Genomic DNA, 19,820 nt, shown 5'->3' with positions numbered 1-19,820 from the left:
CAAACGCAAGAGCCTGTCATGTCCTTACATTTTGCCACCCGCACAGAAACGACCCTGCCACTGCATGTGGTCGATCAGGATGGATTCGGTGACTGGCAGGCTGAACAGCCAGACGCGATCAGGGGTTGGTTGGCGGCTTCGGGATTTACCGGTGCCATCGGACAGGCCGTTCTGGTTCCCGGTCTAAACGGACAGATTGAAATGGCAGTCGCGGGCTACGGCACGACCAAGACGCGCGCGCGCAAACGGTTTATCTTGGCCGCTGCGGCGCAGGCGCTACCAAAGGGGACCTATGATCTGATCTCGGATCTGGATGCAGATACGCTCGCGGCCGAGTGTTTCGGTTGGCTGATGACCGGCTATGCCTTTGATCGTTACAAGGATGTTTCAGGCGCCAAGGCCGGTCTGCTCGCACCCCGTTCGGTAGACGCCCAAAGGATCGAAGCCTTGGCCAAGGCTGAGGTGCTGATCCGCGATCTGGTCAACACGCCTGCATCCGACATGGGACCGGCGCAATTGCAGCAGGCCGCCGAGGTGTTGGCGGGTGAATACGGCGCAAGCTGCGACACCATCATTGGTGAGGCTCTGTTGGAACAGAATTTTCCGATGATCCACGCGGTCGGGCGGGCATCGGATCAAGCACCTCGCCTGATCGACATGCGGTGGGGCACATCCGGCCCCAAGCTTACACTGGTCGGCAAAGGGGTCTGTTTTGACACCGGCGGTCTGGATCTGAAACCAGCCGCCGGGATGGCGCTGATGAAAAAGGACATGGGCGGATCGGCCAACGTGTTGGGACTGGCGCGGATGATCATGGCGCTGGAGCTGCCGGTTCAGCTGCGCGTGCTGATCCCGGCGGTCGAAAACGCGGTTGCCGGCAATGCGTTCCGACCGGGCGACATCCTGACGTCCCGCAAGGGTCTTACGGTTGAAATCAACAACACCGACGCCGAGGGGCGGCTGGTGCTGGCCGATGCCCTGGCGTTGGCGGATGAAGACGCGCCGGATCTGATCCTGTCCATGGCCACGCTCACCGGTGCGGCCCGTGTGGCTGTCGGGCCTGACTTGGCGCCATTTTACACCAACGACGATGCAACCGCACAGATTTTGTCCGCTGCGGCAACCAAAGCCGTCGACCCGGTGTGGCGCATGCCGTTCCATGATCCATATGAAGCGATGATCGAACCGGCATATGCCGATCTGGACAACGCCCCCAGCGGCGGTTTTGCAGGCTCGATCACGGCTGCGCTGTTCCTGCGCCGCTTTGTAACGACCGCACCGTATATGCATTTTGACATCTACAGCTGGCAACCGACCAAAGCACCGGGCCGTTCCAAGGGCGGGTTCGGCCAAGGTCCCCGCGCCTTGATCAAGGCGCTGCCGCAGATGCTGGGCCTATGACCGAGCACGTCCAGATTGCGAAACCGGTTGTCGATCTGCTACGCACACCTGATGGGCCGCGAGAACGTCAGCTGCTGTTGGGTGACACTTGCGATGTGCTCGCGCGTGATGGCGGCTGGATCAAAGTGCGGGCAACCAAAGATGGGTACGTGGGGTTTGTCCGTCGGGATACAATCGCCGAGGTTCAAGAGATCACCCATCGGATCAAGACACTGGCCACCCATGCCTATACGGATGCAAACATGAAATCACCTGATCTCATGTCGTTGAGCTTGGGCAGCCTGATCACGGCCCGGCGCGAGACCGGAACTTTTGTTGAAACTGAATTCGGCTATATCCCCAAACAGCATCTGACCACGGTGGACAGCCTGGAAAGCGACCCGCTTGCGGTGGCCGAGATATTTCTGGGCACACCATACCTGTGGGGGGGCAACAGTCGTCTGGGGTTGGATTGTTCTGGGCTGGTGCAGGCCGGATTGTTGGCCTGTGGCATCCCTTGCCCTGGTGACAGCGGTGATCAGGAACGCACGGTTGGGCAGTCATTGCCTGCTGGCGCCTTGCCTCAACGTGGGGATCTACTTTTCTGGAAGGGGCACGTAGCCTGGGTCTATGATGAGAGGACACTGCTACATGCAAATGCGCATCACATGTCGGTCCGATTTGAATTGTTGGAACCGACCATCGCGCGGATCAAAGCGCAGGGCGATGGTCCTGTGACGTCCCACAAGCGGCTGTGATTGGAATCAGTCCAAATTGACGGCGCGGATCAGCTTCCGTTCCAGCACCCGCAAAACGGTTTTCAGGTCCTGACCCCGTTTCAGGATCTGCCCATCCATCGCCACAACCGAATACATCCCTTGCCGGTTGCGCAGCTTGGGGTGTTTTTCGATGCGATACAAAGGATGCTCGGCGGTGCGTCGAAAGACGGAAAATACAGCCATGTCGCGCAGGCTGGAAATCCCGTAATCGCGCCACTCTCCGGCGGCGACCATCCGACCATAAACAGAAAGTATGACTGACAGCTCACGCCGGTCAAAGGCGACTTGTGTGTCGGCCGACCCCGGCGAAAATGGGCTAGGAGGCTGCATGTTCATGGCTACAGGTTTGCCGCAATTGTTCCGTTAATCAAGCCCGTCACGACTTTCCGCGCGCATCTGTGACCCAAAGCGCGCCCTGTCACGCAAAGCTGCCCTGACAAAACCACCCCGACGACATCGCCCCGCCATGCCCAAAATAGAGCCACAACCGATGCCCCTGCTCGGTCACTACGACCCAATAATCCCGCACCCCGCTGCGCCAGTTCGGATCATCCAGCCACCATTCGGGCGCGATCCGTTCCGGCCCCCGTGCCTCGGCCAGGGTCCAGTCGCGCCCCCGCCAGCGGAACCGATCCGGCACCGTGGGTAAGCCAGGGGCCATGACCGGTTCAGGCTGCCACATCAACAATGGGCGCGGCGTGGGCGAAGTGGGCCAATCCCGTGCCGGTTCAGACCAAGCTGCCGCCAGAATTTGCGCCGTTTTCTCGGGGATGTGGGACGAAGCCGGATGCAGCCGCGTAATCGCGTCCAAACCCACCCGTGCGCCCAGCTTGCCGATCAGATCGTCAACAGCCGTATTGCCCGCCAATCGGTCACGCACGGCGCGGCTGGCATCCGCATGACCGGCCATCGTGCGGGCATGGACCGGTTCCACCTGCACCGCCATCAGCCGCAGCATGTCGATACCGTATCCTGCGTCGATCTGGTCGATCTTCAACTCCAACAGGGGCCTGATACGGTTCGGGTCATGGGACGGGCGCGCCAGACCGATGGTGATCACTTCGGCGGCCTGATCGGTGCGGTGCGCCTCGAGCCTGACATGCCGCGCGCCCATGCCCTTAGCCTCAAGCTTGGTGCATAAGCTGGGCAGGATGCGGTCGATCCCGGCCATCAGGTCCTCTTTCAACCCGATGGGATCGGGCATGGTCATCCGCACTGCAAACTGCACGTGCGGCCGCGCCGGGGAAACGGGTTCGGGCGCGCTGCCCATGGCCTGATCCATCCGCAGCACCAACCCCTTGCCGAACCGGCGCGCCAGGCTGGCGCGAGGTTGACCCAGCAGATCCCCGACCCGGCGCAGACCCAACCGCCCCAGCTGCGCCACCGTGGCATCATCCAACCGCAGGGCCGCCACCGGCAACGGGCTGAGCGCGCCATAGGTCTGGCCCGGTGCGGAAATCCGTGCCCCGCCACCGGCGGTGACCACCTGGGGGGCCGTACCGCCCTTGGTCCAGTGCCGCCGCTTGCCTGCCCGCGCCCGAGTCGCACGCGCCTCTTGGCTGATGGCATCGCCGCTGCGATCCGATCCCACCTCTTGCCCGGCAAACCGCGCCAGGGCCCAAGCTGCGCCCAGGGTGTCGGCGACCCCCATCTGCACCGACAGACCCATGTCCGCACAATCGGCCTGGATAACATCCAACAGCGCGACCTCTCCTCCGAACAGATGCGCGCAGCCGCTCAGATCAACGACCAACCCGTCCGGCGCCTCTTCTGCCACCCAGGGACTGAACTTGCCCGCCCATCGGCGCAGCGCGGTCAGAAACGCCGCCTCTGCCGGAACGTTGCGGGCGCGCGTGATCAACCCGCCGCACATGGCATGGGCGTCCCGCACCGGTTGCCCAACACGCAAACCTGCCATCTGCGCTGTCAAATTTAACGCGGTGATAACTTGCATGTTGGATTGTTCTTCGACAACGGCCAGCGGCCCCTCGTGCAGACCACGGGCAGCGCGCACCAGCCGTTCCGCACCAAGGCGCGGGAACCAGAGGGAAAGGATTCGGCGATTGGACATGGGACAGGTGACAACGAGGCAGGCAGCTATTTGTTCTCTTTTTGTTCTATATTCTGGAATCACATCTCGAGTCGAGTCATGCTGAGACGTTACACAACACTGATCGTAGCAATTGTTGCGTTGTTGGGGGTGGGGTCAGCCACCATCGGGGACACCATCGTGATGCAGCATCCCCGTGTGATCGAACGGGTTAACCTGATGCGCAGCTCAAAACTGGCGTTGGAAGTTCTGGGCGCAATGGCTTCGGGTCGCGAAATGTTCAATCGAAAACGGGCCAATGCGGCCCGGCGCGCGTTGATGCGGAACACCGGCAAAATTGCGAGCAAATTTCGCCGAAACCCATACGATCCAGCATCCCGCGCACGACAGCACATCTGGACCCAATGGGCAGACTTCAAAGCCCAATCCAAGACCGCGCGCGCAGCCTCTAAAGGGTTAAGCACCCGAAACGTGGTGACACTCAGACAGACATTGCCACCAATGATCAACGCCTGCCTGTCCTGTCATCAAACGTTTCGCAAAAGGCCCTAACCGCAGGCGATCCGGGTGATGATCCCTGCCTCATTGACGAAAACATTGGCGCGCGTGGGTCGGTAATCCTGCGTGACAACGCTGTTAGGCGACTGCACCCGCGTCCCTTCGGGCAAGAGCGCACGAACATCATCAACCGGTTGCCCCACCCGATCAGCCAAATCCTGCATCTTGCACATGGCCAGATCGATCGCTGGGGCATCCCCGGTTACCCCCACGTCATCCGGAACTTCGGTTGGACCACAGGCCGAGACCAGAATACAGGCAAACAAAATGCGTTTCATTGGCGCTCCCATTATATAAATGTCGGTAATGTTAGGTTCTTTCGTCTCAAACCTTGGCACGAAACGACAGTTGAAAACACCCGCAGTTTAACGCAGGGTCATTGGAAAACCATCAGGGAGATTTGTAGAATGCGTACCCGCGCTGCCGTCGCCGTTCAGGCTGGAAAACCGCTTGAGATCATGGACGTGAACCTGGACGGCCCCCGCGTCGGTGAGGTTCTGGTCGAGATGAAAGCCACCGGCATTTGCCACACCGACGAGTTCACTCTATCGGGTGCTGATCCCGAAGGCCTGTTCCCGGCGATCCTGGGCCACGAAGGCGCAGGCGTTGTGGTCGAGGTCGGCCCGGGCGTCACCTCGCTGAAGCCCGGCGATCACGTGATCCCGCTTTACACGCCGGAATGCCGCGAGTGCGAATACTGCCTGAGCGGCAAGACCAACCTGTGCCAGGCGATCCGCGAAACCCAAGGCCAGGGCCTGATGCCCGATGGCACCTCGCGGTTTACGACACTGGATGGCGATCCGATCCTACACTACATGGGTTGCTCGACCTTCTCGAACCACACGGTTCTGCCCGAGATCGCGTTGGCCAAAGTGCGTGAAGACGCACCGTTCGACAAAATCTGCTACATCGGTTGTGGCGTGACCACCGGCATCGGCGCGGTCATCAACACCGCCAAGGTCGAAATCGGCAGCCGCGCCATCGTGTTCGGCCTTGGCGGCATTGGCCTGAACGTGATCCAGGGTCTGCGTTTGGCAGGTGCTGACCAGATCGTTGGCGTTGACCTGAACCCCGCCAAGGTAGAGATGGCCACCCGTTTCGGCATGACCGATTTCGTCAATCCGTCCGAGATCGAAGGCGATCTGGTGCCCTATCTTGTCAACCTGACCAAGGGCGGCGCGGATTATACATTCGACGCAACCGGCAATGTGGGCGTGATGCGCACAGCGTTGGAAGCGGCGCACAAGGGCTGGGGTGAATCGATCATCATCGGCGTGGCGCCTGCTGGTGCCGAAATCTCGACCCGTCCGTTCCAGTTGGTCACCGGGCGTTCGTGGCGCGGCACTGCCTTTGGCGGAGCACGCGGCCGGACTGATGTACCCAAAATCGTTGATTGGTACATGGAAGGCAAAATCGAAATCGACCCGATGATCACCCACACCATGGGTCTGGATGACATCAACAAAGGTTTTGACCTGATGCACGCGGGTGAGTCGATCCGGTCGGTGGTTCTGTACTAATCTACTGACGCAGAAAACCTATCCAAAGGGAGGCTCACTGTCGGGCCTCCCTTTTTTAGTCAGTGGTTGGAACCTAGCCGCCCCCCAGCATCATGACACTCTTTTCCAGTCTGTTCCCAGAACATCGACACTTACCGTCAACAATATTCAGCACCACATGGTAGGCGGTTTCCACTAGGTAGGCACCATCCTGAGAAGCTGCCCGAATAGCGGCCACCGCTAATCACGCCCCGTAGCGCGCCAGGAACATGTCGACTGCATGACCAGCCACATCGCGAATTTCGGCCTCGGTAAATTGGTCCTGGATGCCAAAGACTGCTCGGGTCCAAAGTTTGACCTTACACAGTTCCGAAAACTGCTCGGCCGCCATTGGGATGTTGACGATCTTCAACTCTCCGGCTGCGACGGCCTTTTCCAAGTATTCGCTGATCCGTTCGCGTCCGTTTTCGGGGCCTGCGGCATAAAATGCGCGGCCCAGCTCGGGAAAACGGTCTCGTTCAGCAACGCAGATACGGAACACCTGCTGGGCGAACTCTGACGTCAGAAAGGTAATGACTTGCACCGCCGTCAGCATCAGAACGTCACGCGCCGGCAGGCTTTCGTCGATCATCGACATGATCTTTTCCGACATCAGCGTACATTCGGTCTGCGCGACCTCCATGAACAGCAGGCGTTTATCAGGGAAATAGCTATAGAGAGTCGCCTTCGAGACACCTGCAACACGGGCGATCTCGTCCACACTGGCCCCTTCAAAACCGTCGGCCATGAATACTTCGCGCGCGCCACGCAACACCTGGTCAAATTTGCGGCCGGTACGCAGAATTGTGGCAGCTTGGGTCATGGAGGCTCCTGTGATCATAGCTGCCCCTATTTATAAACCGTTCAGTTCAGTTTCAACGATTCGAACTGCAGGGGTTGAAACTCACGGCTCTGTGCGTAGTTTAGAATTATTCTAAGTTATGGATGTATCATGCGCTTTTTCGCCAATCGAAAACGGTTCAGCGATCTGACCGAACAAGAGATTATCGCCCTGGCGATATCCTCGGAAGAGGACGATGCCCGCATCTATCGCGGATATGCCGAAACCCTGCGCGCGGATTTCGCGGCTACGGCCAAGATGTTCGATGGCATGGCCCAGGAGGAGGACGAGCACCGCGCCGCGCTTATCGCGCTGCACGAGCGGCGATTTGGCACGGTCATCCCGTTGATCCGGCGCGAGCATGTGGCAGGTGCCTACGCAAGGCGACCGGTTTGGTTGATCGAAAACATGAGCGTCGAAAAGATCAGGGCCGAAGCGGCCGCGATGGAGGCCGCGGCGGAGAAGTTTTACCTAACGGCTGCAGCGCGAACGCAGGACAGCGCAACCCGCAAGTTGCTAGGTGATCTGGCGGCAGCCGAATCGCAGCATCAAAAAACGGCAAGCGACTTGGAAAATGTCCTGCTGGATGACGACAGTCGAGCGGGTGAAGAAAGCCAGGCGCAACGGCAGTTTATTCTGACATGGGTTCAACCGGGCTTGGCCGGATTGATGGATGGGTCGGTTTCCACCCTCGCTCCGATCTTTGCCACGGCCTTTGCGACTCAAGACACTTGGACAACGTTTCTGGTCGGCGTGGCGGCTTCGGTCGGGGCTGGCATCTCGATGGGCTTCACCGAAGCCGCATCGGATGATGGGGAATTGTCGGGCCGGGGCTCGCCGATCAAACGTGGGCTTGCTTCGGGTGTAATGACCACCGTGGGCGGGCTGGGGCATGCTCTGCCCTATTTGATCCCCGAGTTCTGGACTGCAACCACCTTGGCATTTCTCATCGTCTTTGTTGAACTTTGGGCCATTGCCTGGATTCAGAACAAATACATGGAAACGCCTTTCTTTCGCGCCGCGTTTCAGGTGGTTCTTGGCGGTGCACTTGTCCTGGGCGCAGGCATTTTGATTGGCAGCGGGTAACGCTCCCCCACCCGAGCGACCCCGACTGAGTCGACCCCGCTTGCGGCTTTGGGCCGGGCACTGCGCAAAGCGCAGTGCCCGGCCCAACGGGAGGAGGTGTTTCGCCAGAAACATCGACGACGGGCGGGAGCCCCCCTTCTTCGTCTCGACATTGCAATTTCCCCAAAACCCGCTAGCACTGGCCAATGGGTGAAATTTTTCTGCGCACTCTTCCCTTCTTTGTCATCATCGGCCTGGGTTACTGGGCTGGGCGCACGCGGTTTTTCACCGAAGATGCCACAGCTTATCTTACCAAATTTGTCTTCTTCTTCGCGCTCTCAGCGATGCTATTCCGCTTTGCTGCCAATTTGCCCTTCTCCGACATCTTCGACGCACAATTGATCGCCGGCTATTTGGTCGGCACGCTTGGCGTCTACGCCATTGCGACCCTTGTGGCCTATCTGCGCGGTCTCGACATCCCCACTGGCGCAGTCGAAGCGCAGTGTGCTGCCATTGGCAACGTGGGCTTTCTAGGCCTACCGATGCTCGCTGTTTTGTTTGGAGAAGCAGCGATCGGCCCTGTCATGCTGGTGCTGTCAGTCGATTTGGTCGTGTTTTCCTCGTTGATCGTCATTCTGATCAATGGAGGACGCGACGGACGGCTTACATTCAACACCTTCCGCTTGATCGGTGCCGGGCTTCTTCGCAATCCCATGATCGTCTCGATCACGGCGGGCCTGCTTTGGTCAGCGTTTCGCGTTCCAATCCCTGCACCGTTAAACGACTTTCTGGTCATTCTCGGCGGGGCCGCCACCCCAGGTGCCCTCTTTGCCATCGGTGCATCTCTGGCCAGCAAATCAGCCGAGCGCATTCACATCGCCGGTTGGCTCAGCTTTTGCAAGCTGGCGATCCATCCGGTCCTCGTTGCGCTCTCTCTCTTCTTTCTGTTCCCGACCTCACCGTTTTCGATGTCTGTGACCATCGCAGCAGCTGCCCTGCCGGTGGCCGGAAACGTTTATATGCTAGCAGCACATTATGGCGTCGCCCCGCACCGGGCCTCTGCCGCTATTTTGGTGTCAACGTCGCTCAGCATCCTCTCCGTGCCGCTCTTCATAGCCTGGCTGGGCACGCCATAAGGTAAGCTTGAACAAAATCCCGTATCGCCCACTGGACGCAATCGTCATCGCCCGTTAGCGATGGGACAACCGACAATGCAAAGGACCGCACCAATGGAAACCCTTTCCGAAAACACCTGCTTTGGCGGCACGCAGGGCGTGTACCGCCATGCGTCCGAGGCCTGCAAATGTGACATGACCTTTGGCCTATTCCTGCCGGTCGAAGCGAAGGACGGACCGGTGCCGGTGCTGTGGTATCTTTCAGGTCTGACCTGCACCCACGAAAACGCCATGACCAAAGCCGGTGCACAGGCTTGGGCCGCCGAACATGGTATTGCGCTTGTGTTCCCCGACACTTCGCCGCGCGGCGAAGGTGTGGCCGATCACGACGACTATGACCTTGGACAAGGCGCAGGATTCTACGTCAACGCCACGCAAGAACCTTGGGCCCCTCATTTCAACATGTGGAACTACATCGCCGAAGAACTGCCTGCACTAATCACTGAAAACTTCCCCATCGACCCTGACCGCCAGTCGATCACAGGCCATTCCATGGGTGGCCATGGCGCGCTGACGCTGGCGATGAACCTGCCGGGTCGCTTCCGGTCAGTGTCGGCCTTTGCGCCGATCTCTAACCCCACGGGCGCGGATTGGGGTCGCAAGCAGCTGTCAGCCTATCTAGGTGATGACGAGGCCAACTGGGCCAAACATGACGCCTCGCTGATGATGGCCAAGACCGGCTTTGACGGGCCAATCCTGATCGACACGGGCGCCAGTGACCAGTTTATTGACCTGCTGCGCCCCGAGGCATTGTCGACCGCAATTGCAGCCCGCCGACAGCAGTCAATCGTGCGTTTGCAACCGGGTTATGACCACAGCTATTTCTTTGTCTCGACCTTCATGGAGGATCACGTGACCTTCCATGCCGAAGCGTTGTACGGGGCCTGATCCGTGAGCGGTTTCGACTATGATCTGATCATCATAGGGTCCGGCCCCTCGGGTAGGGCCGCTGCGATCCAGGCGGGCAAACTGAAACGCCGGGTGTTGGTGATCGACCGCAAGGACCGGCTGGGTGGCGTATCAGTTCACACCGGCACTATCCCATCCAAGACCTTGCGCGAAACGGTGTTGAACCTGTCAGGCTGGCGCGAGCGCAGTTTTTATGGCCGCTCGTACCGTGTCAAAGACGAGATCCACGCCGAGGATCTAAAGGCACGCCTGCACATGACCCTCGATCACGAGGTCGATGTGCTAGAACATCAATTCAACCGAAACCACGTGGACACGCTGAACGGGCGGGCGAAATTCATCGGCCCGAATGAGGTCGAGGTGGCCACCGAAGCGGGTGAAACCACACGTCTGACAGCGGCCAAGTTCCTTATTGCCACCGGGACCAAAACTTACCGGCCCGACTATGTGCCGTTCAACGGCAAGACTGTGGTTGATGGCGATCACTTCCTTGAAATGGAAGAAATCCCGCGCTCTTTGGTGGTGATCGGCGCAGGTGTGATCGGTGTGGAATATGCTACCATGTTCTCGGCCCTGGACGTCCGTGTGACCCTGATCGAGCCACGCGACAGTTTCCTGGATTTCATCGACAGGACGCTGATCCATGAATTCACCCATCAGATCCGGGAAAACGGTGTCGACCTGCGCCTTGGATCATCCGTGGAGAAGATCGAAGATGCAGGAACCCATGTTGAGGTGAGCTTGGAAAACGGGCGCCATGTGCGCGGCGAAATGTTGCTCTTTGCCGCAGGTCGCATGGGGGCAACGGATGCGCTGAACCTGGACGCCATTAGGTTGGAAACCGACCACCGCGGCCGGATAGAGGTGGATCGCAAGAGCTATCAAACCACCGTGCCGCATATCTATGCCACCGGCGATGTGATCGGGCACCCGTCGCTGGCCTCGACCTCGTTGCAACAAGGACGCGTGGCAGCCTGTCATGCGTTGGAAACCCCCACTTTGCCGGAAAGCCCCTGGTATCCGTACGGTATTTATTCAGTACCGGAAATGTCCACTTGCGGCATGTCCGAGGAAGAGTTGAAAGAGCGCGGTATTCCCTATGAGGTCGGCGTGGGACGGTTCCGTGAAACTTCGCGCGGCCATATCATGGGCCTGGAACACGGGATGCTAAAAATGCTCCTGAGCCTAAAGACGCGCCGGGTACTTGGGGTTCAGATCGTCGGCGAAGGCGCAACTGAGCTGATCCATATCGGGCAGGCGGTGATGAACCTGAAGGGGACGGTGGATTATTTTGTCCAGAACACCTTCAATTATCCGACTTTGGCCGAAGCATATAAGGTCGCAGGGCTTGATGCCTTCAATCGGATGCCCATTCCAGAAGAGTTCAAGGTCAAGCGCTCATCCAAAGCCAAAGGCGGGAAAGCAGAACCGTGACCGCGCTTTACATTGATGCCGACGCCTGCCCGGTCAAAGCTGAGGCGGAAAAGGTCGCAACCCGGCACAGGGTTCAAATGTATGTCGTTTCAAACGGTGGGTTGCGACCATCCCCCAACCCGCTGGTCGAAACGATCATCGTGGCCGAGGGGGCAGATGTTGCAGACATGTGGATCGCGGACCGATGCGGTCCTGGCGATGTGGTAGTAACCGGCGACATTCCCCTAGCCGCCAAATGCATCGAAGCGGGCGCGCGTGTGCTGCGCCACAATGGCGAGGCCTTTACCCAGGCCAATATCGGACAGCAGCTTGCGATGCGTGACCTGATGGCCGATTTGCGCGCTGCCAACCCCCTGGGTGCGGGCGGCAGTGGCAAAGGGTTCACCAAAGCGGACCGCTCGCGCTTTCTGGATGCCCTGGAACGCGAATTGAGAGCGGCCCGCAGGTAATCAGGGTGCTCCCGCCTGTCAGAGCAGCATCAAAGATGCCGCTCTGCCCGTTGGGCCGGGCACCGCCCTTGCGGGCGGTGCGGTCGCGCCGTTACGATATCTTGGCTTGAACATCGGCAGTGGTCTTGTTTCAGTCACATCCAAGAATTGCATTTCCATTCCCGCCGTTTGCGGATGATTGAGCAGGACCCAAATACGTGACCATCAACGCAGTGATTTTCGACATCGGCAACGTGCTGATCGAGTGGCAGCCCGAACGCTATTACGACCGGGTCATCGGTGCAGATCGCCGCCGCGCCATGTTTGCCGAGGTCGATCTGCACGGAATGAATGACCTGGTTGATCAAGGTCATCATTTCACTGACACCATTTATGAGTGGGCCGAGAAATACCCCGATTGGCGCGAAGAGATTCGCATGTGGCATGACAAGTGGATCGAGCTTGCATCACCTGAGATCCCCCGTTCGGTCCGCGTGCTGCGTGCCTTGCGCACTCGCTCGATCCCGGTCTTTGCCCTGACCAATTTTGGCGTTCAGAACTTTGACTATGCAACCACCGTCTATCCGTTCCTGAACGAATTCGACCGGCTGTATGTGTCGGGCCGAATGCGAATGGTGAAGCCTTTTGCCGATATCTATGAGGCCGTGGAACTGGACTGCGGTCTGGACCCATCAACACTCTTGTTTGCCGACGACCGGATTGACAATATCGAGGCAGCGCAAGTCCGGACTTGGCAGACCCATCTGTTTGATGGTCCGCAGGGTTGGGCAGAGCGATTGGTGGCCGAGGGGCTGTTGGAGGAAAGCGAGGCGACATGAACACCATCACCCACATCCCTTTCACTGAAGGTGAAGCCAACCTGGATTGGCTCGAACTGTCACAGGCCCTGGCCGAGGGGCACACCCTGCCCAAAGCCGAGATTGGCGATACCTTCCAATACCGCAACCCTGACACCCTGCTGTCTCGTGCCGCGTGGATCGACGGTTTAGGCATGGCCGTGAAAACGGCAACTGTGTTTCCCCGAAACCCGGACGCTGGACATCCAATGATCAACGGGGCGGTGACCCTGTTCGATGACCGCGACGGCACGTTATCGGCGCTGATCGACTTTCATCTGGTGACCAAATGGAAGACCGCCGGAGACAGCCTGCTGGGCGCGCTCAGGCTGGCCAATCCTGCAAGTCGCGAGGTTCTGGTGGTCGGAGCGGGAACTGTTGGGCAATCCTTGTGTGAGGCTTTTGGCCGAGGCTTCCCGAATGCCAAAATCCGCCTGTGGAACCGGACCCGCAGCAAGGCCGAAGAGCTGGCCAAGCGGTTGAATGGCGTCGACGTGGCCGATGATCTGGCAGACGCCGTAAATCGCGCCGACATCATCGTCAGCGCCACCATGTCGACCGAGCCTGTGATCAAGGGCGATTGGCTGCGTCCCGGCCAGCACCTGAACCTGATCGGCGCCTACCGCCCGGATATGCGCGAAGCAGATGACGACGCATTGCGACGTGCGCGGATTTTTGTCGACAGTTTCGATACGACAGTGGATCATATCGGCGAAATCAAGATCCCATTGGCCAAGGGCACGATCAACCGCGATGACCTGATCGCGGACTTTTACGACCTTAAAGCTTTCACGAGCAGCCCGGATGAGATTACCCTGTTCAAGAACGGTGGCGGCGCCCATCTGGATCTGATGACAAGCCGCTACATCCTGGAGAAGTGGCCCACGCAGTGATTGTTTTTCTGATTGTCCTTATTGCAATGATCATCGTTGTGCCTTTTGCCATCGAGGCGCGGCGCAAGGTCATGGGCGCGGAAGACAGGCAAGAGGCGCCAGGCGAGTTCGTCGAATTGTCTCAGGGCGTCACCCACTATCAGTGGCATGGGCCAGTGCGCGGCCCGATTGCGGTCTGTGTCCATGGGCTGACAACCCCCTCGTTTGTCTGGCAAGGGCTGGCATCTGGGCTGTCTGCCATGGGATATCGGGTGCTGACCTATGATCTCTATGGGCGGGGCTATTCGGATCGACCTGACGGCGCCCAGACCGATGCTTTTTTCCTTCAACAGCTCAAAGAGCTGCTGGACGCGCAACAGGTGACCGAGGACTTTACCCTAATCGGCTACTCTATGGGCGGTGCCATTTCGACCTGCTTTGCGGCCAAACACCCCGACATGGTAAGGCTTTTGGTTCTGTTGGCCCCTGCAGGAATGTCCATGGCTACAGGTCGCATGGCGCAATTCATTCGCCGCACGCCGTTGGTGGGCGACTGGATGATGATGGCATTGTTCCCGGCGCGTCATCAAAGGGAAATCGAGGCTGAGCGGGATCTGACCAGTTCAGTACCCGACATCACTGACCTGCAGTTGCGCGAGTTGGAATATCAGGGCTTCACATCTGCGGTCTTGTCCAGTCTACGAGGCATTCTGGGCCGAGAGCTTAAAGACGAACATCGCGCCATTCACCAAGCTGGCGTTCCTGTTTTGGCTATTTGGGGACGCAATGATGCTGTGATTCCATTGACAGCCATGGGGCAACTCACTGAATGGAGCCGCTCGACCCGCCAAGAGGTGATCGAAGATGCGGGTCACGGGTTGACTTACACACACACGGACGACGTTCTGGAGATTCTGAGCGGACGCTTGAACGAAGGTCTGAGCTGAACAATATCACCACTGCTAATCGCCATCTTTCAAGGTGTCCGATGAATCCAGTGCGCGGCCTTACGTCCTGCGGACGGCGGGGCGCCAGGCTCATGCGGGCTTTGCCCGCAAGGGGCATTGACGACGGGCGGGAGACCCCCTGGCCCTTGCCCACGGTTCTCAACCAAGAGGGATAACTGACAGGTTGTGATTGATCCCTAGGCATGTGTCGCCACTATCGTGCGGTTTTCGCGAATGGGCAGATGGACGATCGCGCTGAATGCTCCAACCGCGACTCCGATCCACCAGACCATGGTGTAATCGCCGTACAAGTCATACATGCGACCACCCAGCCACACGCCCAGGAAACCGCCCAGCTGGTGACTTAGGAAAACAAACCCGTACAGCGTGCCCATGTAGCGTACACCATACAGATGCGCGACCAAGCCTGATGTCAGCGGCACGGTTGCCAACCACAAGGACCCCATCGTGATCGAAAATACAACGACCGACAGCGGCGTAATCGGCAGCAGGATAAACAGCGCACCAATTACAGTACGCGCCGTGTAGATGCCCGCCAGCAAGTATTTGCGTGGGAAATGGTTTCCTGCCCACCCCGCCATCAGAGTCCCGCCAATGTTGGCCAATCCAATCAGCGAGATCGCAAGCGCCCCCAGACCGGACGTCGTGGTCACACCCAGCCCGTGCAAAATGCTGCCCGGTTCGATCGGCCCGCACATCTCGGTGACAAAGGCCGGGAAATGCGCGGTCATGAACGACAGCTGATAGCCACAACTGAAGAAGCCCAGGAAAATCAGCGTGTATGAGGGGTCTTTGAACGCCTTGGTCAGGATCTGACCCATGCTCTCTTGCAACTCTTGCTTGCTGACCGGTTCAGGTGAACGCATCAGCGGCAGGAGCAAGATGATTGACAGGATCACAAAGGCAAAGACGATGAAGACCTGCTGCCAGGACAAAAAGCCCATCATCCATTCGGCCGTGGGCGCCCCGATCACCTGCCCGATGCTGCCTGCTGCCGTCACAACCGCCAGCGACATGGAACGGTTCTCCTCGGACGATGCGCGGCCCACCACAGCCAGGACAACACCAAACCCGGTGCCCGCGATGCCAAAACCCACGAGCCATTCATAGATTTGGTGTTCCAGCGGTGTCACCGACCAGGCCGACAAAACCAGACCAGCAGCATACAGAATAGCGCCCAGAATTATCGCCTTTCGGTCCCCGACCTTTTCCGCAATCGCGCCAAAGATGGGCTGTCCGATGCCCCAGGCCAGGTTCTGGATCGCGATCGCCAGAGAGAATTCGGTCCGGAGCCAACCGAACTCGTCCGCGATCGGGATCTGGAACACCCCAAAGGACCCACGGATCGCAAAGCTGACAATGATAATGACGCAGCTGACGAGCAGTACGGGGGTGAAAAAAGTGGGAGCGCGGGTCATCTGGACCTCCGGTTGACTTAACACGGCAAATTAGCCGGATCAGACGCCCAGTCAATTCATGAGATTTGAGCACACAGTTAACCAAATTTGATGTGTTGGCTGTGGTCGACTTCTTTCAAACCACGATGTGGCGCGCTATGGGTTCAAAATGACTGATGTTTCTTCGCTCTATGCTGCGCGTGTCGCTGATGGAACCCTGAACGCGGATCCCGCGCAAGAGGCCATCCTACCCGAGTTCGAGCGCATCCGTGCCGCTGTCATGACGCCGGTTAAACGTGGGTTCTTTCGCAAGGCACCGCCACCACCTAAAGGGCTGTACCTGTGGGGCGGTGTCGGGCGTGGCAAGTCGATGGTGATGGATATGTTCTTAGAAACGCTGGAGGGCGTTCCCGCGCGGCGTGTCCATTTCCACGCCTTCATGCAGGAAATCCACGCAGGCATGCACGAAGCACGCCAAAACGGCACCGAAGATGCGCTGAAGCCCGTGGTGGACAAAGTGGTCAAATCGGTTCGAGTACTGGCCTTTGACGAGATGCAGATCACAGACATCACCGACGCCATGATTGTGGGACGCCTGTTTGAGGCGCTGTTCGACGCGGGCGTTGTGGTCATCACCACGTCAAATCGCATTCCCGACGATCTGTACAAGAACGGATTGAACCGCCAGCTGTTCCTGCCATTCATTCAGCTGATAAAGGAAAAGATGGTCCTCTGGGAAATGGTCAGCCCGACGGATTATCGCCAAAACCGGCTGGAGGGGTCTCAGGTGTACTTCGCGCCCACCGGGCCCGAAGCCCGTTCTGAAATGAACGCAATCTGGGCTGATCTAACCGGAGGAACCGCAGAACCGTTGGTCCTGCGGGTTAAGGGACGCGACGTGCCACTTCCCGCGTTCCGCAATGGGGTGGCGCGTGCATCCTTCTACGATCTATGCGGCAAGATGTTGGGACCGGGGGATTATCTGGCAGTGGCCGAAGCTGTCAAAGTGCTGATGCTGGATGACATCCCTGCCCTGTCACGCAACAACTTCAACGAGGCCAAGCGGTTCGTCACTCTGATCGACGCGCTATATGAAGCGCGTGTTCGGTTGATCTGTTCCGCTGCTGCCCAACCTGAGATGCTGTATTTGGAGGGCGAAGGCACGTTCGAGTTTGAGCGCACCGCCTCGCGCCTACGTGAGATGCAGGACAAGGATTGGGGGCAGTAAGGGGGCTCTATCACCTTACCGCCCGGGATACTATTCGGCACGAAGAAGAATACTTTCCGTGAGCTCAGGATCAGCCGTTTTCGCGCAGGATGTTACCGGCCAGATAGAGCGATCCACAGATCAGAATACGTGCCTGCGGATTTTGGGCTATGATCGCTTGCAAAGCCTCCATCACGGACTCCGCAGTACTCGCCGGGAAGTCGACCGAATTGGCGGCCGCAGCCGTGTCTTCGGCAGAAAGCGTATTGGCCTCGCCCGGTATTGACACGGCGGTTAGCGTATCGGTCTGAACTGCCAGCGGACGCAGGTAGCCGGCGACATCTTTGGTGTTCAGCATCCCGCAAATCAGATGCGTCGGGCGTTTGGTCAGCGTATGCAGCAGATCGCCAATGGCCTGACCCGCAGCGGCATTGTGGCCGCCATCCAGCCACAGCTCGGCCTCGGGCGCGGCGTCTACCAGCGGGCCAGTTTTCAGGCGCTGCATACGCGCGGGCCATTCGGCGCGGGTCACGGCGGCCTCATAGGCTGCATCGCCCAGGTTCAGGTGGCGCAACGCAGCCAAAGCGGCGCCCGCGTTCTGGATCTGATGTGCGCCCAGCAGGTTGGGCAACGGCAGATCACGCAGGCCGGTTTCGTCCTGATAGATCAGCCGGTCATTTTCACGGTGCACATGCCAGTGCTGGCCATAGGCAATCAGTGGTGCGTCAAGGCGGGTCGCGGTGTCTTCGATCACCTCCATCGCCTCTACGGGCTGCGGGCCGACTATGACGGGAACCCCCCGTTTGATGATGCCTGCCTTCTCAGCCGCGATCTTGGCCAGGGTGTTGCCCAGAAACTGCTCGTGGTCGATAGACACCGGCGTGATCAGCGTAAGCGCAGGTTTGTCGATTACGTTGGTGGCATCCAGTCGTCCGCCCAGGCCCACCTCTAACAGCGTGTAATCAGCCTTGGATCGGGCAAAGGCCAGCAGGGCCGCGACGGTGGTGATTTCAAAATAGGTGATGTCGATGCCATCATTGGCAACGTAGCATTCGTCCAGTACCTGCGTCAGGTGCTCTTCGGCAATCAACTCACCCGCCAGCCGGATGCGTTCATGAAACCGCGCCAGATGCGGCGAGGTATAGGCATGCGCTGTCAGCCCTGCCCCCTCAAGCCCTGCGCAGATCATCGCCTGGGTTGAACCCTTGCCGTTGGTTCCCGCAATATGGATCACCGGGGGCAGCTTGGTCTGCGGATTGTTCAAGGCATCCAGCAAACGCCAAACGCGGTCCAAGGTCAGATCAATGATCTTGGGGTGCAGCGCCATCATACGGTCGAGGATGGCGTCCGAAGTTGGGGCGTTCATTCCTTGGCAGCCTCGTCCACCGTGGTCTTTGCCGTGGTTTCTTCCTCCACCTCAGGCTCAGGCGCGGGCAGGTCGCCTTTGACGGCGGGGGGCTGGTTCATCAGCATGCGGGTGATGGTGATTAGCTCTTCGCGCATCTCGGTGCGTTTGGTCACGCGATCCAGCATGCCGTGATCCAGCAGGTATTCGGCGCGCTGGAACCCTTCGGGCAGTTTTTCGCGGATGGTTTGTTCAATCACGCGGGGACCAGCGAAACAGATCAACGCGTTTGGCTCTGAGATATGGACGTCGCCCAGCATTGCGTATGACGCAGTCACACCACCGGTGGTGGGATGAGTCAGCACAACGATATAAGGCAAACCGGCCTCTTTCAGCATCTGAACGGCCACTGTCGTGCGCGGCATCTGCATCAGACTCAGGATGCCTTCTTGCATGCGGGCTCCACCTGCGGCCGAAAACAGGACCAGCGGGCGTTTCAGCTCAACCGCCTTTTCGGCAGCCGCGATGATCGCGTTGCCCACATACATCCCCATCGAGCCGCCCATGAACGAGAAGTCCTGCGCCGCTGCCACAATGGGTGTGCGGCCAATCTCGCCAGTGGCGACCAGCATCGCCTCTTTTTCACCTGTGGATTTCTGCGCCGACCTCATCCGGTCGGGATATTTCTTCTGGTCGCGGAAATGCAGCGGATCAGCTGTTGGTTCGGGCACGTCGATTTCGGCAAAAATACCTCCGTCGAACAATCCTTTGAAACGCGCACGCGGAGTGATCGCCATGTGGTGGTCGCACTCGGTGCAGACGTTCAGGTTGTCGGCCAATTCACGGTGAAACAACATCGACCCGCATTCATCGCATTTGTGCCAAAGGTTCTCGGGCACTTCGCGACGCGAAAAGATAGAGTTGATCCGGGGCCGGACGTAGTTGGTGATCCAGTTCATGTCGGAACCTTATGATGCTGCATTGTGCCCAAATAAGACGCCGCGTCAGGAAATGCAA

The 19,820-nt window shown here is 58.8% G+C and carries 20 protein-coding genes; 13 read left to right on the top strand and 7 right to left on the bottom strand.

From position 1 onward, the window contains the following. Window positions 1-18 precede the first annotated feature (18 nt). Complete coding sequence (locus G6R15_RS14585; protein WP_164660694.1) at window positions 19-1,401, top strand: M17 family metallopeptidase; 1,383 nt, start codon at window positions 19-21, stop codon at window positions 1,399-1,401. Then, window positions 1,398-2,138: an NlpC/P60 family protein gene (locus tag G6R15_RS14580; protein ID WP_164660693.1), complete on the top strand. Its 741-nt coding sequence runs from the start codon at window positions 1,398-1,400 to the stop codon at window positions 2,136-2,138. The genes G6R15_RS14585 and G6R15_RS14580 overlap by 4 nt, the downstream gene beginning before the upstream one ends. A 6-nt stretch (window positions 2,139-2,144) precedes the next feature. Here the strand turns inward: G6R15_RS14580 and G6R15_RS14575 are convergent, their stop codons facing one another. Together G6R15_RS14575 and G6R15_RS14570 are read right to left on the bottom strand one after the other, a co-directional pair. Beyond that, window positions 2,145-2,495, bottom strand: coding sequence for a DUF2794 domain-containing protein (locus G6R15_RS14575; protein WP_164660692.1), 351 nt, complete (start codon window positions 2,493-2,495; stop codon window positions 2,145-2,147). 82 nt (window positions 2,496-2,577) lie between these two features. Beyond that, window positions 2,578-4,230, bottom strand: coding sequence for a DUF6504 family protein (locus tag G6R15_RS14570; RefSeq protein ID WP_164660691.1), 1,653 nt, complete (start codon window positions 4,228-4,230; stop codon window positions 2,578-2,580). 78 nt (window positions 4,231-4,308) lie between these two features. Here G6R15_RS14570 and G6R15_RS14565 point away from each other — a divergent pair, with 78 nt between their 5' ends. Next, window positions 4,309-4,761, top strand: a complete 453-nt coding sequence (locus G6R15_RS14565; protein ID WP_164660690.1) for a cytochrome c — start codon at window positions 4,309-4,311, stop codon at window positions 4,759-4,761. Here the strand turns inward: G6R15_RS14565 and G6R15_RS14560 are convergent. Further along, window positions 4,758-5,045 carry an I78 family peptidase inhibitor gene (locus G6R15_RS14560; RefSeq protein ID WP_164660689.1) on the bottom strand — a complete coding sequence of 96 codons (288 nt, stop codon included), beginning with the start codon at window positions 5,043-5,045 and terminating at the stop codon, window positions 4,758-4,760. The genes G6R15_RS14565 and G6R15_RS14560 overlap by 4 nt on opposite strands. Before the next feature lie 129 nt (window positions 5,046-5,174). On the opposite strand from G6R15_RS14560, the gene G6R15_RS14555 reads away from it, so the two are divergent. Further along, window positions 5,175-6,287 carry an S-(hydroxymethyl)glutathione dehydrogenase/class III alcohol dehydrogenase gene (locus tag G6R15_RS14555; RefSeq protein ID WP_164660688.1) on the top strand — a complete coding sequence of 371 codons (1,113 nt, stop codon included), beginning with the start codon at window positions 5,175-5,177 and terminating at the stop codon, window positions 6,285-6,287. Window positions 6,288-6,510: 223 nt separating this feature from the next. On the opposite strand, the gene G6R15_RS14550 is transcribed toward G6R15_RS14555, so the two are convergent. Then, on the bottom strand, window positions 6,511-7,128 hold the full coding sequence (locus G6R15_RS14550) for a TetR/AcrR family transcriptional regulator (protein ID WP_164660687.1): 618 nt from the start codon (window positions 7,126-7,128) through the stop codon (window positions 6,511-6,513). Between the two features lie 129 nt (window positions 7,129-7,257). Between G6R15_RS14550 and mbfA the strand changes: the two genes are divergently transcribed. The 8 genes from mbfA (at window position 7,258) to G6R15_RS14510 (ending at window position 14,833) form a co-directional block, all read left to right on the top strand. Beyond that, a complete protein-coding gene (mbfA, locus tag G6R15_RS14545) occupies window positions 7,258-8,232 on the top strand; it encodes an iron exporter MbfA (RefSeq protein WP_164660686.1) in 975 nt (324 codons plus the stop codon). A gap of 185 nt (window positions 8,233-8,417) precedes the next feature. Then, entirely contained in the window at window positions 8,418-9,347 is a 930-nt protein-coding gene (locus G6R15_RS14540) for an AEC family transporter (RefSeq protein WP_164660685.1), read from the top strand. Window positions 9,348-9,440: 93 nt separating this feature from the next. After that, the gene (gene fghA, locus G6R15_RS14535) at window positions 9,441-10,274 is read left to right on the top strand and encodes an S-formylglutathione hydrolase (RefSeq protein ID WP_164660684.1); all 834 of its coding nucleotides are present in this window, start codon (window positions 9,441-9,443) and stop codon (window positions 10,272-10,274) included. A gap of 3 nt (window positions 10,275-10,277) precedes the next feature. Beyond that, complete coding sequence (gene sthA, locus G6R15_RS14530; protein ID WP_164660683.1) at window positions 10,278-11,729, top strand: Si-specific NAD(P)(+) transhydrogenase; 1,452 nt, start codon at window positions 10,278-10,280, stop codon at window positions 11,727-11,729. Next, window positions 11,726-12,178 carry a YaiI/YqxD family protein gene (locus tag G6R15_RS14525; protein WP_164660682.1) on the top strand — a complete coding sequence of 151 codons (453 nt, stop codon included), beginning with the start codon at window positions 11,726-11,728 and terminating at the stop codon, window positions 12,176-12,178. The genes sthA and G6R15_RS14525 overlap by 4 nt, the downstream gene beginning before the upstream one ends. Window positions 12,179-12,375: 197 nt before the next feature. Then, window positions 12,376-12,996 (top strand): HAD family hydrolase, encoded by a 621-nt coding sequence (locus tag G6R15_RS14520; RefSeq protein WP_164660681.1) that lies wholly within the window; start codon window positions 12,376-12,378, stop codon window positions 12,994-12,996. Continuing rightward, a complete protein-coding gene (locus tag G6R15_RS14515) occupies window positions 12,993-13,907 on the top strand; it encodes an ornithine cyclodeaminase family protein (RefSeq protein ID WP_164660680.1) in 915 nt (304 codons plus the stop codon). The genes G6R15_RS14520 and G6R15_RS14515 overlap by 4 nt, the downstream gene beginning before the upstream one ends. Next, window positions 13,904-14,833, top strand: coding sequence for an alpha/beta hydrolase (locus G6R15_RS14510; protein WP_240336774.1), 930 nt, complete (start codon window positions 13,904-13,906; stop codon window positions 14,831-14,833). Before G6R15_RS14515 ends, G6R15_RS14510 begins: the two co-directional genes overlap by 4 nt. Before the next feature lie 197 nt (window positions 14,834-15,030). Here the strand turns inward: G6R15_RS14510 and G6R15_RS14505 are convergent, their stop codons facing one another. After that, the gene (locus G6R15_RS14505) at window positions 15,031-16,272 is read right to left on the bottom strand and encodes an MFS transporter (RefSeq protein WP_164660679.1); all 1,242 of its coding nucleotides are present in this window, start codon (window positions 16,270-16,272) and stop codon (window positions 15,031-15,033) included. Between the two features lie 148 nt (window positions 16,273-16,420). On the opposite strand from G6R15_RS14505, the gene zapE reads away from it, so the two are divergent. Further along, window positions 16,421-17,479: a cell division protein ZapE gene (gene zapE, locus G6R15_RS14500; protein ID WP_164660678.1), complete on the top strand. Its 1,059-nt coding sequence runs from the start codon at window positions 16,421-16,423 to the stop codon at window positions 17,477-17,479. A gap of 70 nt (window positions 17,480-17,549) precedes the next feature. On the opposite strand, the gene G6R15_RS14495 is transcribed toward zapE, so the two are convergent. Together G6R15_RS14495 and accD are read right to left on the bottom strand one after the other, a co-directional pair. Continuing rightward, window positions 17,550-18,824 carry a folylpolyglutamate synthase/dihydrofolate synthase family protein gene (locus G6R15_RS14495; RefSeq protein WP_164660677.1) on the bottom strand — a complete coding sequence of 425 codons (1,275 nt, stop codon included), beginning with the start codon at window positions 18,822-18,824 and terminating at the stop codon, window positions 17,550-17,552. Next, window positions 18,821-19,762 (bottom strand): acetyl-CoA carboxylase, carboxyltransferase subunit beta, encoded by a 942-nt coding sequence (accD, locus tag G6R15_RS14490; RefSeq protein ID WP_164660676.1) that lies wholly within the window; start codon window positions 19,760-19,762, stop codon window positions 18,821-18,823. The genes G6R15_RS14495 and accD overlap by 4 nt, the downstream gene beginning before the upstream one ends. Window positions 19,763-19,820: the final 58 nt, after the last annotated feature.

The organism is Tropicibacter sp. Alg240-R139, assembly GCF_900537075.1.
Taxonomy (GTDB): Bacteria; Pseudomonadota; Alphaproteobacteria; order Rhodobacterales; family Rhodobacteraceae; genus Falsiruegeria.
This window is presented reverse-complemented; position numbering and strand designations above follow the sequence as displayed.

Excerpts from the sequence above, each read along its gene's own strand:
- G6R15_RS14585 (WP_164660694.1), top strand. The coding sequence starts at position 19 with ATGTCCTTACATTTTGCCACCCGCACAGAAACGACCCTGCCACTGCAT.
- G6R15_RS14555 (WP_164660688.1), top strand. The coding sequence starts at position 5,175 with ATGCGTACCCGCGCTGCCGTCGCCGTTCAGGCTGGAAAACCGCTTGAG.
- zapE (WP_164660678.1), top strand. The coding sequence starts at position 16,421 with ATGACTGATGTTTCTTCGCTCTATGCTGCGCGTGTCGCTGATGGAACC.
- mbfA (WP_164660686.1), top strand. The coding sequence starts at position 7,258 with ATGCGCTTTTTCGCCAATCGAAAACGGTTCAGCGATCTGACCGAACAA.
- G6R15_RS14495 (WP_164660677.1), bottom strand. The coding sequence starts at position 18,824 with ATGAACGCCCCAACTTCGGACGCCATCCTCGACCGTATGATGGCGCTG.
- G6R15_RS14505 (WP_164660679.1), bottom strand. The coding sequence starts at position 16,272 with ATGACCCGCGCTCCCACTTTTTTCACCCCCGTACTGCTCGTCAGCTGC.
- G6R15_RS14515 (WP_164660680.1), top strand. The coding sequence starts at position 12,993 with ATGAACACCATCACCCACATCCCTTTCACTGAAGGTGAAGCCAACCTG.
- G6R15_RS14560 (WP_164660689.1), bottom strand. The coding sequence starts at position 5,045 with ATGAAACGCATTTTGTTTGCCTGTATTCTGGTCTCGGCCTGTGGTCCA.
- accD (WP_164660676.1), bottom strand. The coding sequence starts at position 19,762 with ATGAACTGGATCACCAACTACGTCCGGCCCCGGATCAACTCTATCTTT.
- G6R15_RS14540 (WP_164660685.1), top strand. The coding sequence starts at position 8,418 with ATGGGTGAAATTTTTCTGCGCACTCTTCCCTTCTTTGTCATCATCGGC.
- G6R15_RS14575 (WP_164660692.1), bottom strand. The coding sequence starts at position 2,495 with ATGAACATGCAGCCTCCTAGCCCATTTTCGCCGGGGTCGGCCGACACA.
- G6R15_RS14550 (WP_164660687.1), bottom strand. The coding sequence starts at position 7,128 with ATGACCCAAGCTGCCACAATTCTGCGTACCGGCCGCAAATTTGACCAG.
- fghA (WP_164660684.1), top strand. The coding sequence starts at position 9,441 with ATGGAAACCCTTTCCGAAAACACCTGCTTTGGCGGCACGCAGGGCGTG.
- G6R15_RS14565 (WP_164660690.1), top strand. The coding sequence starts at position 4,309 with ATGCTGAGACGTTACACAACACTGATCGTAGCAATTGTTGCGTTGTTG.
- G6R15_RS14580 (WP_164660693.1), top strand. The coding sequence starts at position 1,398 with ATGACCGAGCACGTCCAGATTGCGAAACCGGTTGTCGATCTGCTACGC.
- G6R15_RS14570 (WP_164660691.1), bottom strand. The coding sequence starts at position 4,230 with ATGTCCAATCGCCGAATCCTTTCCCTCTGGTTCCCGCGCCTTGGTGCG.